Source organism: Gottfriedia sp. NPDC058432, from assembly GCF_042721555.1.
Lineage (GTDB): Bacteria > Bacillota > Bacilli > Bacillales > Bacillaceae_G > Gottfriedia.
In genome coordinates this window covers 82,298-99,486 of sequence record NZ_JBHXLC010000007.1, presented here as the reverse complement: position 1 = coordinate 99,486, position 17,189 = coordinate 82,298, and the positions used below count along the sequence as shown (strand labels likewise).

17 protein-coding genes are annotated in these 17,189 nt (G+C 32.0%); 7 read left to right on the top strand and 10 right to left on the bottom strand.

Annotated elements, in window-relative coordinates; all coding sequences use genetic code 11:
- Positions 1-2: 2 nt before the first annotated feature.
- On the bottom strand, positions 3-1,214 hold the full coding sequence (locus ACFWM3_RS09230; protein WP_056476375.1) for an ornithine--oxo-acid transaminase: 1,212 nt from the start codon (positions 1,212-1,214) through the stop codon (positions 3-5).
- Positions 1,215-1,544: 330 nt separating this feature from the next.
- On the opposite strand from ACFWM3_RS09230, the gene ACFWM3_RS09225 reads away from it, so the two are divergent.
- The gene (locus tag ACFWM3_RS09225) at positions 1,545-2,966 is read left to right on the top strand and encodes a sigma-54 interaction domain-containing protein (protein WP_056476372.1); all 1,422 of its coding nucleotides are present in this window, start codon (positions 1,545-1,547) and stop codon (positions 2,964-2,966) included.
- 125 nt (positions 2,967-3,091) lie between these two features.
- Positions 3,092-3,367 (top strand): hypothetical protein, encoded by a 276-nt coding sequence (locus tag ACFWM3_RS09220; protein ID WP_390311144.1) that lies wholly within the window; start codon positions 3,092-3,094, stop codon positions 3,365-3,367.
- 49 nt (positions 3,368-3,416) lie between these two features.
- Here the strand turns inward: ACFWM3_RS09220 and pheA are convergent, their stop codons facing one another.
- The 3 genes from pheA to ACFWM3_RS09205 all read right to left on the bottom strand — a co-directional run bounded on the left by pheA (position 3,417) and on the right by ACFWM3_RS09205 (position 6,051).
- Positions 3,417-4,265: a prephenate dehydratase gene (gene pheA, locus ACFWM3_RS09215; RefSeq protein ID WP_056476366.1), complete on the bottom strand. Its 849-nt coding sequence runs from the start codon at positions 4,263-4,265 to the stop codon at positions 3,417-3,419.
- 103 nt (positions 4,266-4,368) lie between these two features.
- On the bottom strand, positions 4,369-5,355 hold the full coding sequence (locus ACFWM3_RS09210; RefSeq protein ID WP_390311143.1) for a LacI family DNA-binding transcriptional regulator: 987 nt from the start codon (positions 5,353-5,355) through the stop codon (positions 4,369-4,371).
- A 258-nt stretch (positions 5,356-5,613) separates the two neighbouring features.
- The gene (locus ACFWM3_RS09205) at positions 5,614-6,051 is read right to left on the bottom strand and encodes a galactokinase (protein ID WP_390311142.1); all 438 of its coding nucleotides are present in this window, start codon (positions 6,049-6,051) and stop codon (positions 5,614-5,616) included.
- Positions 6,052-6,700: 649 nt separating this feature from the next.
- Here ACFWM3_RS09205 and ACFWM3_RS09200 point away from each other — a divergent pair.
- A complete protein-coding gene (locus ACFWM3_RS09200) occupies positions 6,701-7,072 on the top strand; it encodes a DUF2500 domain-containing protein (RefSeq protein WP_390311141.1) in 372 nt (123 codons plus the stop codon).
- Positions 7,073-7,092: 20 nt separating this feature from the next.
- Positions 7,093-8,082: an NAD-dependent epimerase/dehydratase family protein gene (locus ACFWM3_RS09195; protein WP_390311140.1), complete on the top strand. Its 990-nt coding sequence runs from the start codon at positions 7,093-7,095 to the stop codon at positions 8,080-8,082.
- A gap of 258 nt (positions 8,083-8,340) precedes the next feature.
- Here ACFWM3_RS09195 and ACFWM3_RS09190 read toward each other — a convergent pair whose 3' ends face one another.
- Together ACFWM3_RS09190 and ACFWM3_RS09185 are read right to left on the bottom strand one after the other, a co-directional pair.
- Positions 8,341-9,018, bottom strand: coding sequence for a Dph6-related ATP pyrophosphatase (locus tag ACFWM3_RS09190; protein ID WP_390311139.1), 678 nt, complete (start codon positions 9,016-9,018; stop codon positions 8,341-8,343).
- Positions 9,019-9,090: 72 nt separating this feature from the next.
- Positions 9,091-9,411 carry a hypothetical protein gene (locus ACFWM3_RS09185; protein ID WP_056476347.1) on the bottom strand — a complete coding sequence of 107 codons (321 nt, stop codon included), beginning with the start codon at positions 9,409-9,411 and terminating at the stop codon, positions 9,091-9,093.
- 144 nt (positions 9,412-9,555) lie between these two features.
- On the opposite strand from ACFWM3_RS09185, the gene ACFWM3_RS09180 reads away from it, so the two are divergent.
- Entirely contained in the window at positions 9,556-10,332 is a 777-nt protein-coding gene (locus ACFWM3_RS09180) for a methyltransferase domain-containing protein (RefSeq protein ID WP_390311138.1), read from the top strand.
- A gap of 82 nt (positions 10,333-10,414) precedes the next feature.
- Here ACFWM3_RS09180 and ACFWM3_RS09175 read toward each other — a convergent pair whose 3' ends face one another.
- On the bottom strand, positions 10,415-11,689 hold the full coding sequence (locus ACFWM3_RS09175; RefSeq protein WP_390311137.1) for an ATP-binding protein: 1,275 nt from the start codon (positions 11,687-11,689) through the stop codon (positions 10,415-10,417).
- A 233-nt stretch (positions 11,690-11,922) separates the two neighbouring features.
- Between ACFWM3_RS09175 and ACFWM3_RS09170 the strand changes: the two genes are divergently transcribed.
- The gene (locus tag ACFWM3_RS09170; RefSeq protein ID WP_390311136.1) at positions 11,923-13,068 is read left to right on the top strand and encodes a metallophosphoesterase; all 1,146 of its coding nucleotides are present in this window, start codon (positions 11,923-11,925) and stop codon (positions 13,066-13,068) included.
- Between the two features lie 188 nt (positions 13,069-13,256).
- Positions 13,257-14,483, top strand: a complete 1,227-nt coding sequence (locus tag ACFWM3_RS09165) for an ATP-binding protein (protein ID WP_390311135.1) — start codon at positions 13,257-13,259, stop codon at positions 14,481-14,483.
- A gap of 60 nt (positions 14,484-14,543) precedes the next feature.
- Here ACFWM3_RS09165 and ACFWM3_RS09160 read toward each other — a convergent pair whose 3' ends face one another.
- From ACFWM3_RS09160 to ACFWM3_RS09150, 3 genes are all read right to left on the bottom strand, one after another.
- Positions 14,544-15,179: an FMN-dependent NADH-azoreductase gene (locus ACFWM3_RS09160; RefSeq protein WP_056476331.1), complete on the bottom strand. Its 636-nt coding sequence runs from the start codon at positions 15,177-15,179 to the stop codon at positions 14,544-14,546.
- Between the two features lie 170 nt (positions 15,180-15,349).
- Positions 15,350-15,964 carry an acetate uptake transporter gene (locus tag ACFWM3_RS09155; protein ID WP_056476328.1) on the bottom strand — a complete coding sequence of 205 codons (615 nt, stop codon included), beginning with the start codon at positions 15,962-15,964 and terminating at the stop codon, positions 15,350-15,352.
- A gap of 133 nt (positions 15,965-16,097) precedes the next feature.
- Entirely contained in the window at positions 16,098-16,979 is an 882-nt protein-coding gene (locus ACFWM3_RS09150; RefSeq protein ID WP_335408653.1) for a radical SAM/SPASM domain-containing protein, read from the bottom strand.
- Between the last annotated feature and the right edge of the window lie 210 nt (positions 16,980-17,189).

Here is a 17,189-nt window from a genome sequence, read left to right as displayed (position 1 = left end):
ATTTATACAGTTGCTTTATATTGGCTAAATACTTCGTTAATTTGTTGAATTGACCAGTCTAAATCTTCTTTTGAAATAATTAATGGTGGTGCAAAACGAATTACTGTATCATGTGTTTCTTTACATAATAAACCTTGTTTCTTTAATGCTTCACAATAAACACGTGCTGGTACATGAAGTTCAACACCAATAAATAATCCACGTCCTCTAACTTCTTTAATATGAGGATGGTCGATTTCTTTTAATTTTTCCATAAAGTAGTTTCCAAGCTCATTAGAACGCTCAGCTAACTTCTCTTCTTCAAGAACTTCTAGAGCAGCTACAGAAACTGCACAAGCTAATGGATTTCCACCAAATGTAGATCCGTGAGAACCTGGCTCAAATACGCCTAAGATTGAACGATTTGCAGCAACACATGAAATTGGGAATACTCCGCCACCAAGTGCTTTACCTAAAATGTACATGTCAGGAATTACTCCATCCCAATCACATGCAAAAGTTTTACCAGTTCTACATAAACCTGTTTGAATTTCATCTGCAATAAATAATACGTTTTCTTTTTTACAAACTTCAGCTACTTCAGGTAAGAATCCTTCTCTAGGGATATTAATTCCAGCTTCACCTTGGATTGGTTCGATTAAGAATGCAGCAGTATTTGGTGTAATTGCAGCTTTTAATGCTTCAATATCGCCATAAGGAATTAACTTAATTCCTGGTAAGAATGGTCCAAATCCACGTTGATAATCTTTTTCTGATGATAAAGAAACTGCAGCCATCGTACGACCGTGGAAGTTTCCAACACAAGCAATAATTTCTGCTTGGTTTTCTTCTACACCCTTAACATCATAAGCCCATCTTCTAGCAGCTTTAATAGCTGTCTCAACAGCTTCAGCACCAGTGTTCATAGGTAAAATCATATCTTTGTTAGTAACTTTTGCTACCTTTTCAAACCACTCACCCATGTTTTCACTATAGAAAGCACGAGAAGTTAATGTAACTTTGTCAGCTTGATCTTTTAAAGCTTGAATAATTTTTGGATGACGATGTCCTTGGTTTACAGAAGAATATGCGCTTAACATATCTAAATATCTGTTACCCTCAGGGTCTGTAACCCAAATACCTTCAGCTTTAGAAATTACTACTGGAAGTGGATGATAGTTATTTGCGCCATATTGATTTGTTTGGTCAATGATCTTTTGAGAATTAGTTGTCATTTGAGTTCCCCCAATATTATTGATTAATATTTAGTTTCTTACTAAAAGAATAAGCAATTTCCGTGCCAAACATGTTAAATAAAATTAAATTCACAAAATGTACTTATTCTCAGCGTTATTCATCATTAAGCATGATACCGTTTTCAATTTACTGCAAAATATTTTTGCATTCAGGCGCAAAATTAATTAAAATATGCATAGAATATTTGCAGCAAAAAAACGATTAACAAAGAAAATTAGCACATTCGGAAAAAAACTGCCTTTTTATCTTACCAAAAATAGTTAGAAGTGCAAATTTTTTCTATTGTTATAATGAAAAGAGAGAATTATATGAAAAATGATAAGCAAAACTATTTAGCTGTTGATGAATTGTTACAATTAATATTAGAAGAAATAGATATCGGTATACATGTAGTTGATCAAGATGCAAATACAATGGTATATAACCGCAAAATGATGGAAATCGAAATGATGAATGAAGAGGATGTCTTACATAAAAATCTTTTAGATGTCTTCACGTTTCAAAAAAACCAATCGAGCACCTTACTTGAAGCCCTCCAAAAAGGTAAAGTACGAAAAAACATTAAACAATCTTATTTTAATAATAAAGGAAAAGAAGTTACGACGATTAATGATACTTACCCAATAATGAAAGAAAATAAAATTATTGGAGCAATTGAAATGGTTCGCGACGTGACGGAATTAAAGCAATCTGTGCAGGAAGGCATTCTCCAAAATCGAAATACGCGTTATACATTTGAACAATTAATCGGAACATCTGGGGCATTTAAAAGCATAATTGAAGATGCAAAAAGATCTGCCAAAACTTCATCATCCGTTTTAATTGTAGGAGAAACCGGAACAGGTAAAGAACTATTCGCTCAAAGTATTCATAATGCTAGCAAAAGAGCAACAAAGCCCTTCATTTCTCAAAATTGCGCCGCACTTCCAGAATCCTTAATTGAAAGCATTCTTTTTGGGACAAAAAAAGGAGCATTTACTGGGGCAATTGATAAGCCTGGATTATTTGAAGAAGCAAATGGTGGAACATTATTATTAGATGAAATTAACTCGCTTAGCCCAAATTTACAGGCTAAACTTTTAAGAGTTATTCAAGAGCGTAAAGTTAGAAGAATTGGTGAGATTAACGAAAAAGAATTAGATGTCCGAATTATCGCTACGATAAATGAAGACCCTATTGAAGCAATTGCGAATAATCATTTACGTAAAGACTTATATTACCGTCTAAGTGTCGTTTCATTATTTCTACCACCACTTCGTGAACGCTTCGAAGATATATTGCTGTTAGCAAACTTCTTCATTCAAAAATATAATCGTCTTTTCGGCCATCGGGTAACTAATTTAGATGAAAATGTAGCAAATTTCTTCCTGAAACATAACTGGCCAGGTAATATACGTGAACTTGAACATATGATTGAAGGTGCAATGAACTTAATAGAAGATGAAACAATTATATCGACTACACATTTACCATCAAGATTCTTTAATGAAAATAGGATTATAAGCGTAGCACCGACTGCTCAAAAAAATAGAGAAATTAAAATAAATCAATCGGAATTAACAGATGACAAATCAAATTTGAAAAATACTTTATTAAATAATGAAAAACAGTATATTATAAATGTTTTAAATGAGCATAATGGCAATATTACACAGGCTGCAAAAAAACTAGGCATCAGTAGACAGAACCTACAATACCGAATTCGCAAGTTTAATTTATTAAATGATTAAGTTAAAAATTAATAGTAACGAATTTTAAGTTTCAAGTACGTTTAAAATACAATATGCCCAAACCTTCCACTTTTGTCCTGCATATTTTGATTATGTAAGACTCATAAGTAAAGGAGGTTTTTTATATGTCGAATGAACATGAGTATCGTCCGCATGGATTTGGTGGAGGTGGCTTTGGACACGGAGGATTCGGAGGCTTCCACGGAGGATTCGGTGGAGGATTTGGTAGACCTGGATTTGGATTTGGTAGACCTGGGTTTGGATTTGGATTTGGACGTCCATTTTTCCGTCCATTTTTCCCATTTTTCCCATTTTATGGTTATGGTTATGGCTATGGCTATCCTTACTATTCATATTGCCCGCCAGGATACTATTGTCCACCACCTTATTACTATTATTAATGTAAAAATAAAAAATATAAAAGAGAAGGATTGTAATCCTTCTCTTTTTTTATAGTGATATTGTTGAATAACTTCCTACAACATCTACTGAAAAGCCTAAAGCTTCCAATTCTTGCTTTACTCCAGGTAATAATACGTCATCATAGCCCATCTCAACATCAACAATGAAAAAGTAATTTCCTAATCCAGTTTTCGTCGGGCGGGACTCAATTTTTGAAAGGTCAATCTGTCTCCATGCAAATGCAGAAAGCACTTGGTGAAGCGCACCAGCATGATTCTCTGGCATATTAATAACTAGAGTTGCTTTAGTATGTTTAGATTGAAAATAACTTGTTTCTAATTCAGCATCTTGTCTTTGTAAAACAACAAATCTCGTGTGGTTATACGAGTTAGAGTGAATATCTGAAGCAACAATTTCTAATCCATATTTCTTTGCAGCAAATTCATTAGCGATCGCAGCTATACATTCATTAGATTGCTCACTAACCATTTTAGCTGCAGCACTAGTAGAAGTAACTGGTTCTAACTTTGTATATTTATATTGATTATGCAAAAATGTGTGACACTGAGCTAACGCATGAGAATGAGAATAGATCACCTCAATATCCTTTACTCGATGTACTTGTCCTTTTGCCATCAATAAATGTTGTCTAATCGGTATAATAATTTCACCAACCATTTTTAATGGCTGTTCATGTACAAGATAATCAATAGTTGTAGTCACAGATCCTTCAACCGAATTCTCTATTGGTACGACGACTAAATCAACTTCACCTTCAGCAACATTATCCATACAAACTGGAATACTAGAATAAGCAATATGTTCATCATTCTTAAAAACAGACCGTACAGCAACATGTGTAAAAGTCGCCTCAGGACCTAAATACCCAACCTTCACGTTCCCACTCCTTTTAATTTTTAATTATACTAAAAAGAGTTAAGATTAAAAGTAAAATATTTAATTTTTAGCAATTATCTTACAAATTTCGCAAATATCTGCATTACAGGCTACTTTGACGAATCTTTAACGTCGTAGGAACAATCACTTTTTTGGCTACTTTCCTACCTAAAAGTCTTTCCATTAATAAATCCACTGCAGATTCACCCATTATTTCAGTGTATACCTTCAAGGTACTTAAACTAGGAAAAAGATATTTTGAAAACACAAAATCATTCATCCCGATTAAATTTACACGCTCTGGCACTGATATTTTCGCTTCATGAAGTGCTCTTAGACATCCGACAGCCATCGTATCACAACCAATTAAAAATGCTGTTGGTAATTCACCACCTTGTTCTCGAATTGCCTTGTTCATTAAATTAAACCCGGCTTCAGCTGTAAATTCACTTAAGTACAGATTCTCTTTTCTAAAGAGTCCCTTTTCCTCTAAATAGTTTTTATATGTTTTCACTCGAGAATTCATTTTTTGACCTTGCTTCTTATCATACTCGCGTCCACCAATATATCCGATTTTTTGATGTCCATGTGATATAAAATGATCTAAAACTTTAATAATAGCATTCTCATAATCTGTAACAACTGAATCATATTGCTCTTCATCTGGTGAAAAATCAACAAAAACTATATTTTTTGATACTTTTTTCAATGAGCTAATTTGTTGATTGTCAAACTTACCTAATGCAATCACACCAAGTATTTGCTCATCTAACATCCCCTTTTCATTTCCACGAAAAAAAGTAGAAATGTGCAGAGAATTTTGTTCACACTTATTTTCAATTCCAAAACGAATTAGCATATAAAAGAGATCACTCAATTCTTCATGTCCATTGTCACCTTTAACAAGTGCGATTTTAGCGATATTCTTTTTTACTTTTGATTTTTTCCTATATGAAAGCTTTTCTGCTGTTTCAAAAATTCTTTGTTTTGTATCGTCAGTTACTGATAGTGCCGGGTCATAATTAAGCACTCTTGATACAGTAGCAATCGATACCCCTGCTTTTTCGGCAATTTCTTTAATTGTAGTCATTACAACTCTCCTCGTAACCTTCCAATCTGAATTGTTTTCGAAACTATTACTTTAATTTTAACAGTTGAAGGTTGTATGATTATCTATTAAATATGGAGAATTTTTTACATATTTTATTTTCCTTAAATCAAGATTGGATAATTAAGTTTTATTTATGCAAATTTGAAATATTATAATTTACAAGAGGAGAATTTAATTTTTCTGGAGTAAACTTAGCTGTTTTTTAATTGTTGAAATCATAGATGTGGTTTCTTGATTCTATTCGTATAAAGTTTTTAGCATTGTATCCGTTAAAGCTTCAACTGATTTGGTTGAGGATAGCCCTACTTCATTTGGAAGATTACTGTAAATTAGTATATCCATCCCCCTATTAATACGATACCCTGCTTGTTTTAAATAACTTATCACTTTCTTTAAGTAGCTAGCCCAGTCATGCTTTATTTCGTCACCTAAATCATTTAAAGAAATTTCAATGATTCCTAAATCTTCAAAGTTTAAGGATACTAATTTAATTAATTGCGTCTCTGTTCTAGACAAAATCACATAAATGCCAAATGGTTGTGAAGTATGTTGATCATTTCCATCAAAGTCCGTAATTTCTTCGATTTCGTCAGTATGGCCTGATACAAAAAAAACGCGTAAATTAGAATGACTGTAATACTGATTGTAAACCGATATTAAATCTTTAACATTCATTTCCTAATCACTCCTATAACTAATTTTCCATGATGATCCCTACCCGCTATTCAGTCAGATAGACATAGATTTAACCCAAACATTAAATCATCTAACCCTATATCTCCTCGCTAGCCTTATTTCAATTCTTACCATTAGAAGATAACAAGCTTACTAGCACTAATCACCCTACTAGTTTTAAACACTAGTACCTTGGCAAAGGAACACTATAAAGAGATAAAAGAGTTCTATTAAGAGTATCCTACTCTCATGGATATTATCGGTCAATAATTATTCAATTAAAATTTACTAAAACGGGAAGATTTTTTACTTAGTTTTTTATTCTGTCACAATTAAAGTTCGTATAAGTAAAATAACGGGATAATCACCTTAATTTAAAGGTTTTTGGATAGTAGTTCTATTAGATTATTAATAGTAATTTTTTTACATTTTTTTACTAAACAGATCTTTTTTAGAATTATATCTAAATAACAAAAGAAATAAATTTCACTAAAATATTTTAATGTTTACATTACAACTACAATTTATTTGCTAGTTGAAAGAAATAAGTTTATTACTTTCAGAAAATTTAATAAACTATATATATAGTCCTACTTAAAGAGGATTAAGAAGTGAGAGCCTTACAATACATTTAAAGGGGGTCTTAATGATGTCAGGGTTTGATGCAGGTTTTGATATTTTTAAAATTATCGCGTTCGTATTTCCAATCATTTTCGTGTTCGTTTTTGCAGGTATATTTTTTGCACTAATAAAAGGTTTAAAGCAATGGAATTATAATAATAAACAACCCAAGTTAATGGTCCCGGCAAAAATAGTTACTAAAAGAATAGATTATATTCAGCGTGCTAATACGAATCAGTTCGCTCATTCCTCTACTCATTATTATGTTACACTTGAGGTCGAATCTGGAGACAGAATTGAATTTCAAATTGATGGGTTCATTTATGGTCAATTAGTAGAAAATGATACTGGAAAACTAACTTTCCAAGGAACGAGATTCATAAACTTTGAGCGACAATAATTTCTTTTCGGGGTGGAATAATGAGTGTTTTCATAAGTGGTGCCACAGGTTTTTTAGGAAAACATACTACAAAAAGATTAAGTGAAATGGGCTACTCCGTTATAGCCTTTGGAAGAAATGAGGAAGAAGCTAAATTTTTTAACAAGATGGAAAATGTCACCTTTGTAAAAGGAGATTTGAATGACTCTGTCTTATTAGAAGAAAATATAAAGAATGTAGACTATGTGATCCATTGTGCTGCACTTGCAGCACCTTTTGGACATTTTTCTGAATTTGAGAAAACAAATGTTGAAGGGACAAGGAATATTGTTAAAGCTTCACTTTCAGCAGATTTAAAAAAGTTTATTAATATTTCGACCCCGAGTGTGTACTTTACTAGTGAGAGTCGCAAAAATGTTAAAGAAAGTGATCCGCTGCCATCAAAACACTCTAATTACTATGCTAAAACAAAGCATATGGCAGATTTAATTATTGAAGATGCAATTGAAAAAGGGCTACCTGCAATCTCATTAAGACCTAGACAAATTTTTGGTCCTTTCGATCATACGATTTTCGGGAGATTTATACAGATTAATGAAAATGGAGGAATTCCATTAGTTCATAAAGGACAAGTTCTAATGGATTTTACTTATATCGATAATGTTGTTGATATGATCATAGCTTGTAAGAATGCAGATAATGCCTTAAATGGTGAATACTACAATCTTACAAATGACCAGCCCATTTATTTAATTGACGTACTTAAACAACTCTTCTTTACCTTAAATAAAGAGTTGAATACAAAAAATATCTCGCCAAATCTACTGTCATTTATCGCGTTGAATTCGGAAATAATTGCGAGGATTACTAACAAACCACCTAAAGTTTCCAAGCATATTGCCAATTTCTTAAGCTATGACTATACACTAAATATCGAAAAAATCAAAAGTGATTTAAACTATGAACCTAAAGTATCAATTAGTGAAGGTATTAAGCGTTATGCTGATTGGTACTTAACTACAATTGATTGAAAACTAAAAACAAGCTAAAGTCACCTAAATTAATTGTATTTAAGTGATTTTAGCTTGTTTTTGATTGGCATAATTCGAATCTAGTAAATTGATGTTGATTAAGTCCATTGACTGGCGTTTATTTGCGGTTTTGTCATTTTTAATTGCAGTTTTCTTGATTTTTATTTGCACTTTTACCACTTTTATTTGCAGTTTCAGATTTTTTTACGCCCCCAGTTTTTCCTGTTCTACTCTACATATATAAAAACCAGTAGTAATCTATTTAATAATTGTTTGTATTTCTTTAATATTTAAAGACCATAATCCACTATTAAGAATGGTATCTGCTTCTATTATATTTAAGCGTTCTTTGAATAATGGTCCATCAATGACAAATGTATGATATTCTCCACTTTCGCCCATTAAACAGATTTCCTTGCTAATGAATAGTTCCTTTAAATCTTTATTTAGGCTCTTACCTACGATCGTAGAATCAAAAATATGCTCCCTTGCTCTACAAATAATTGCATCGTATCCAGTCGCAAGCCATTGGTCTAGTAAATTAGTAGTTTCACTTTTCTCAATCCATACTGGGAAAAGTGGTTCAAGTCCTGCCTTAGTTGCAACTAGTTCATTCCATTGTCGATCTTCCTCGACATATAAAGTACCAAATGCAATCGCAGAAAGATCAAATTGCTCTTTTATTGTTTTTAGTCCATTAATCATTGATTCCTCATATTTACCTGCTGAGTCAATCATGACAAGAGGAATCCCAATTGCATCTGCTTGCATTTGTAAAAATTTAAGCTGAGTCCCGTGCGCATGATTCCTTTCATCCTTTTTCGATACCATTGATACTAGACATGCCACTTCATATTTATTTTTAATTAGCAAATCTAATGCTAAACAACAATCCTTCCCACCACTCCAAGAAACTGCTACTTTACGATTATTCACTATATCATTCTCCCTTAAAATTAAAGCGATAGAAATGTTTAAATTTCTACCCATAGTTTATAACAAACGTTATTAATTTTTTAGTAAACTTTTAACGTATGTCATTCCTTTTATTGCATAATCAAACCACTGTTGATCCCCATATGGAATTTCAACCCATTCTCTCATAGGTTTCCCACCCATTGGGTCAAAGTTTTTTGCTCCGTTTATTATTAAAGCTGCTGCAACATCTTCTGGCTTTAGCTTTACAACAATATTGGGTTCATTATAGAACACAAAAACTTTACCTTGTATTTTTAATCCTTTATGTCCAAAGATACTTCCTTTTGATGCCTCATAATGATTAATTAGTTCAGTTCTTAAGCTTTCAAATCTTTCTATTGTACCTTCCATTTTCATCACTCCTTTTTTTCTGAAGCTTTTTTTAATAAAAATATCTTATTATTACCAATAACTTATTGATATTATTCAGTGTAATATCATCGTCTATACTAATAATATAGACGCAACTGAATCAAATTTTAGGGAGGTAATCATATGGCAATCAACTTCCACGATGCACAAAATAATAATACTTATACAACTAGAGAGGCTGATCAATCTTGGTTTCAGTTAATGAGGGATAATATTGATTTATTTGGAAAAGACGCCGTTGATATTGGTTGTGGCGGAGGGATCTACTCGAAAGCTCTCACTAAGTTAAAAGTAAACCACGTTACGGCGGTAGATTTTTCAGAGGAAATGCTTAAAGGTGCTGCTGAAAATTGTAAAGACTACAGTAACATTTCTTTTAGTAAAGGAGATGCATATGATACTAAACTTCCATCTTCAAATTATGATGTAATATTAGAAAGAGCTTTAATACATCATTTAGATAATTTAAATGTCTGTTTCAATGAGGCAAATCGTTTACTAAAAAAGAATGGATTATTAATCGTACAAGATCGGACACCAGAAGATTGTTTACTTCCTGGAGACGAAAGCCATATACGGGGTTATTTTTTTGACCTATATCCAAAATTGAAAACTAAAGAGATAGCTAGAAGATATGATATACAAGAAATGCACTCTGCATTAGAGTCAGCTGGATTTCATATAGAAAACACAGTAAAACTTTGGGAAACAAGACGTACCTATACTAACCTAGAATCACTTCATAGTGATTTATTACTTAGAACTGGCCGATCAATTCTTCATGAACTCACTGATGAAGAGCTAAACCAATTAGTTACATTCATCGCTAATAAGCTTCAGCATCAATCTTCTATTATTGAAAAAGATTGTTGGACAGTTTGTTTTGCTAGAAAGAAATAATATTATAGACACCACTCACATTAATAGAAACGCTTAGTCTAAACTCTAAGCGTTTTTTCATTTCCCATTCAAGGCTAAATAATTATTCATTCACTATAGGATCCTTAGGCTCAACTTTTGGTAGTTTAATCGTTACTTTTGTTCCGTCATCAACGCTACTCTCGAAAGTGATTGTTCCATTCATTGCTTCAATGATTCGAACAGATACAGTTGTTCCGACGCCAGTTCCCTTTTCTTTAGTTGAATAGAAAAGTGTACCAATACGTGAAAGCTGTTCTTTCGTCATTCCTTTTCCATTATCTCTAATCGTAATGACCGTTTTATCTTTTTCCTCGTGGAGCTTCGTATGTACAAATCCACCCGAGCTAGTTGCCTCAATTGCGTTTTTAATTAGGTTTATTAATGCTTGTTTAAATTGGTTTTTATCTGTATTTATAAATGTTTCAACTTCTGTATCACCTTTTAATTTAACATTTTGCTTTAATGCTAAAGGAACTAATAAGGTGACTACATCTGAAACGCATTGCTTTAAACTAAACGTTTCCACTTTTTCAAATTGTGGTTTGGCAAAGTTTAGATAATCATTAATGATTCCTTCTGCTCTACCTAATTCGCTTAATACTAGTGGCAAATATTCCATCGATTGATTGTCTTTGCTTTCTTGCATTAATTGTAGGAAACCTTTAACAACTGTAAGTGGATTCCTAACTTCGTGGGCAATAGAAGCTGCCATTTCACTTAGCGTATTAAGTTTCTCAGCTCTTTGGATTTCTTTATGCAGTATTTTGTTCTCAATTAGTGTTTCAATCAGCTTTGCTCCTAAAGTAATTGCGACTAACTCTATTACAATAAAGATCAGAACTAAGCCAAATAGTCTGTAATCGCTTTTAAAACTAATTTTATTTACGAATAAAAAAGTAAATAAGATTCCTAGTTGAACTAAAGCAGGCCATAAACTAATAAGAGTTGTTGCAATTATTCTCTGTTTAGGCTTAAATGTCCAAAACCATTTAAATAAAATTAAAGATCCTAGTGAGGATAAGGTAATACTGATCATACCAAAAATAATAGCGTCTCCACCTAGAATGATTCTAGCTAATAAGATCGCTAAAAAAGTCACTATTCCCCAGCGATAGCCACAATAAAGAAACGCAAGAGTTAACGGGATATATCTTAAATCCCAAAATAAACCATATGCTGGATATGGAAAGGCCATGCAAAAAAAACCTGCTACAGCCTGAAACATGCCAAAAAGATAAATTTTATCTTTATAGCCATGCCTTTCAAAGATAATACTGTATATTAATATGGGACTTAATATGATTAAAACATGTAGCAAAAGTTTTTCGATTAACACGTTTTTATCCTCACTAAATTCGAAATTTACGAAATAATATTATCCTAAAATTAATACGACAAATCTTCCAAAAATCCTTTATTTTCCCCTACCAAATAACACCATTTTTGCTTTTCTGTCGATTAATATTTTTATGCTAATTTTCTCTTTTTTAGACAGTGAATTAGGTGCGTTTATAAGTTTAAACATTTATACTAGAAGTACCTTACCACTAACGTATGAAAGGGATCACTATGAATAAAAGAATAGTCTTAAATATTATTTTCGTTATGATTTTCTTTTTCTTAATTAATTTTTACATAGGTCTTAATGGATGGATTTATATTAATGCATTGCTAAGTAGGTGGACGAATCCAACAATAAAAACAATCTATTGGATCGTATTTCTGTTAATAACTTTTGCGTACATTCTTTCAAGAGTTTTAAAGAGTAAGCTCCCTACTTCATTCTTTAAACCGATCCATAAAATTGGAGCATACTGGTTAGCCATCTTTTATTATTTAATTTTCTTTGTCATCGTTGCTGATCTGATTGGACTGATTTTAAAAGAATTTACCTCTCTCAAAACAAGTAGTATAACTGTGATACTTGGAACAATCGTTATATTATGTGTAACAATCCTTATCGCAAAAGGTAGAAAAAGTGCACTAGACACACAGATTGTTCATTATGACATCAATGTTGAAAAAACAAATGAAAAGTATAAAGAACTATCAATTGTACTAGTTTCGGATTTACATTTAAGCACATTAGTCACGAATAAAAGATTAGAGTTTCTTGTTAAAAAGATTAATAAGCTTGCTCCTGATTTAGTCTTAATTGCTGGGGATATTATTGATGAAGATATTACTCCTTTTGTTGAGGAAAATATGATTCAAACATTAAAAAAGTTAAAGCCAAAAATTGGAACATACGCGGTCCCTGGTAATCATGATTATTACGGTGGACATTTAGATTTACTTGTAGAGCATTTAAAGGATGCTGGTATTCATATTTTATTAGATGAGAAAGAACTAGTTGATCATAATTTCTATATCGTTGGTCGTAAAGATCTTGCAAGTAAAAAGCGCCTAGATTTACATGAACTACTTGAAGGAATCGATCATACAAAACCAATTATCTTACTTGATCATCAGCCCTATCATTTAGAAATTCCAACTCAATTAGGCGTAGACTTACAAGTGTCTGGCCATACACATCGCGGCCAATTTATGCCAAATCACTTAATTACCCGTCGACTTTATGAAGTTGATTGGGGCTATTTACAAAAAGAACGCTCACACTTTGTCGTTTCATCAGGATTTGGAACTTGGGGACCTCCTATTAGAACAGGTAACCCTTCTGAGATTGTAACGATTACTGTTTCATTTTCTAATTAATTCAGACTGCCCGCCAAACGCTTGCAATCAGTCTGAAACTCAAGTTTATAGGACTTTGTATACATATTGAAAAGACCAAAAAACATTTTTTGGTCTCTTTTTTATTAATGTCATAATTTATCTATAAATAGTTTTCTGAAAAGTGTAAAATATTATTGAGAGTTTCTTTTCAGAACGGAGATTGAAGCATGAAAAATACAGAGTACTACAACAAAAGGAGCCGTCGAATTTATATTTTTTTTATGGCTTCACTTACTTCTTTATTACTAGTAGGAATTACACTTTCTCCTTTAACTTTTAAGGATCATCCATTTGAACTTATTACTCAAGTTATCTTAATGTTCATTGTTATTTTTGCTTTATTTAATTTTGTTAAAAAAGATAACACATTTTCAAAAGTATTATTTACGACTATTTCTTCACTATATGTATATATTAAATTTTGGACGTACCCAGACACATCAACAATGTATAGTTTTGTAGCAATCATCCCAATTTTTACGATCTTTTTATATAATCGCATAGCATTTTATATCGGTTGGGCATTTAATATACTAATTGGTCCTACTTTTGTATTACTAATCACATTCACCAATCTAAAAGAAAAATATTCTTATATAGCATTAGACCCTGTCGGCAATATATTGGAGTTCCTATCAATTCAATTAATACTCTTATTTGTATTTTTACAAACAGAGACGAAGGTCATAGCTTTAGAAGCCAATTACAAGGAAATACAACAAGCGAAACAATTAAATTCGATTGGTCAACTAGCTGCAACAATTGCACATGAAATTCGTAATCCAATTACTGTCGTAAAAGGTTTTGCACAACTTTTTCAAAAAACAAAAACAATGAGCCCAGACGAAAAATACTATGTCGATACGATGCTAAAAGAATTAGAATACGCTCAAATTATTATTAATGATTATTTATCACTAGCAAAACCTCAAACTGAAACGCTACAAGTCGTAGAAGTAAATAAAGAAATAGTAAATGTAACTGATTTACTTGCCTCGATGGCAAATAGCCAATGCATCGGTTTCCATTTAAACTTAACTCAAATACTTCATACGAAAATAAATCCGATTGAATTTAAACAAGTTCTCGTTAACTTGATGAAAAATGCAATCGAATCAATGCATGATGCCGGTTTTATAACGATCAATCTCTTACAAGAAAATGAATATGCACTAATTGAAATCATAGACACAGGAATTGGAATGTCTCAAGAAACCATTGAAAAGCTCGGCACTCCCTTCTACTCACTAAAAGAAAGAGGCACAGGAATTGGGTTAACCGTCTGCTTTAATATCATTGAAAAATTTAAAGGTAAAATTAAAGTAAGTAGTAAGGAAAACGAAGGATCCATATTCCGGATTTATTTACCGATTTGGCAATATGACAATGAATGAAGAAAAACCAACATTTTCCGCAAAAAAAACTCACAATAGTGTGAGTTTTTTTGTTGCAATTTAAAAGTCTTTTGCTGTTTCTTTAGCTTTTTGAATTGCTTGCTCTTTAATTTCTTGTGCTCGGTCCGGGAATTGATTTTGACCTTCTACAAAGATTCCATTAAAATCTTGAACACCTAAGAAGCTCATAATCACTCCAATATAGCGATGTCCCATTTCAAGACCTGCTGCTGGACCTTCTGAATAAACTCCACCACGTGCCTGGATATGCAAGGCTTTTTTACCACCTAATAATCCTTGAGGGCCATTAGAAGTATATTTAAAAGTTTTACCAGCAACGCAAATCGCATCAATATAGTTTTTCATAATTGGAGGGAATAAAAAGTTCCATAAAGGTGTTACAAAGACATATTTATCTGCTTCAGCAAATTGGGTTACAATCTCATTTAATCTTCCTACTTTTGATTGCTCACCTGAAGAAAGTGTATCAAAAGATCCTCCAGATTGAAGTTTTCCCCAACCTGCAAACACTTCAGCATCAATATGAGGAATCTTTTCATTATAAAGGTCAATATGTACTACTTGGTCATTAGGATGTGCAGCTTTATAACTCTCGATAAATGCATCACCAACCGCCATACTATATGAAGTAGACTTATCGTGTGGATGTGCTGTGATATACAATAGTGTTGTCAAACGAATTTCCACCTTTCAAATTAAATGTCCAAACTATCTTCACCTTATTAGAAGCACGATATTATCATCTGTCATTACTAACCAAACAATACAAATATTTATAAAAAAAAACCTTTACTCTAATGGTAAAGGTTTTTGTGTATAAACAAAGTCCGAAAACTTGATATTAATTATTTTGCTTTAAAAATCCCAAAAGGTTTCCCTACAGGTAAAAATTCTCTTCCAAAGTGACTATTTAATACAGCTGCAGCCGATCCATAAAATGACATAATTGCAATTCCTAATTCACTATATGCAGCAAAAGTATGTGTAGCTTCTTCCATAAAGCCTAAAGTGCTTAATGATAATCCAATAAATAAACAATCAATTAATACAAAAATAATAAATAATACTTTATGAGTTTCCATTGCACCGATTGTCATAAAAATTGAAAAGATTAAATATCCTACAAAAGCAAAACCAAGTTGTTTAACATCGGCTGCTTTCATTAATGCTTCTCCAAAAACACCTAATTGAATTAACCAAGTAGTACCAACAGCTAACCAAAAGAAAGCATATGCACCAAACGCAGTTGCGCCAAAAACATTATTATGTTTAAAATCCTGGATACTCGCAAATAATTGTGCAATAGCACCTAAAAAAATCGCCCACGGTAAAATTAATGAAACACCATCAGTAATTCCTAATTTTTGGGTTGAGGCAACAAGCGTTACCATCGCTAAACCGAATAAACCAATTGCAGATGGATCTGCAGTAGTTATTTTAATTTGTTGTACGTCTTTCATTGATGTAAATCCTCCTAAAATTTTAAACAGACTAAACTATACTACAATAAAATTTCGAGGATTAATACAACTTTTTTTCGCTTTTAAATAAGAAAGCACTTTCTTTTAAAAAGAAAGCGCTTTTTACCAAAAATTACTTTTTATGTCGTTTTGCATAACCGCATCTTTTGCATAATTCTTCCACTGCACATCGTCTTGAGAAGCCATCATAAATCGCTCTTGCACGTTCAGAATTTAAAATATCTTCTAGTGATGTCTCATAAATATTCCCTAATGGAATCTTACCTTCACTATCTAAACAACATGGTACAACCGTTCCATCTACTAATACTCCGATTTGATCTCTTAAACCATAGCAGAATACATTTTCGTCGATGATATCGTTACCCATATCAGGCCATTGGAACTTTTCAGCCATATTTAAATAAATTTTATCGCGCAGTTTAATATTATGTGTTTCTTGAAGTCTCTCACTTAAAGAAAAGTCTAAGTTTAGTTTTTCTTCAAGTAAATTTAATATATCAATATTCAATGAATTACTTGCTCTTAACTCTTCACTATCCATATTCCAAAGCCTAATTGCACAAATCATATCGCTTTTTTCATTCGCTTCATTAATGAAATTCGTAATATTTTCAACGTAATCGTGCAAATCCTTCGTTAAATCATTCGCCTCAAAACTATGAAGTGAAAAATTGATTTGTCTTAAACCTTTAGATTCAATTAATAAATCCTTTACTTTATTAATTAACGTACCATTCGTTGTTAAGTTAACCTTCAAACCATTTTCGTGACTAATATCCAAAAATCTACCAAGCTTTGTATTTAAAAACGGCTCACCCATCAAGTGAAAATAAATATGATCCGTATAAGGTTTAACCGAATTTACAACATGAGTAAATGCTTTCTCGTCCAAAAACTTCAACGGTCTCTCCAACGTTGGGCTCGGACAAAAATTACACTTCAAATTACATATATTTGTAATTTCTATATAAACTTTCTTAAATTTTCTCATTCTACTCTCCTACTTTAATTTATCTATATCCACAGATTTCGCTCTAAAAAAACTACAATCCTATCATACAATAATTTTTAAGATATTAATATTTCAACACTCTGTTCAATTTTTACCAACCGAACAGAATTGTAATCATTCTAAAACTTCATGAAATTGTTTAAATTTTATAATTACAACTACAGTTTGATTATAGTTATTTTATTATAA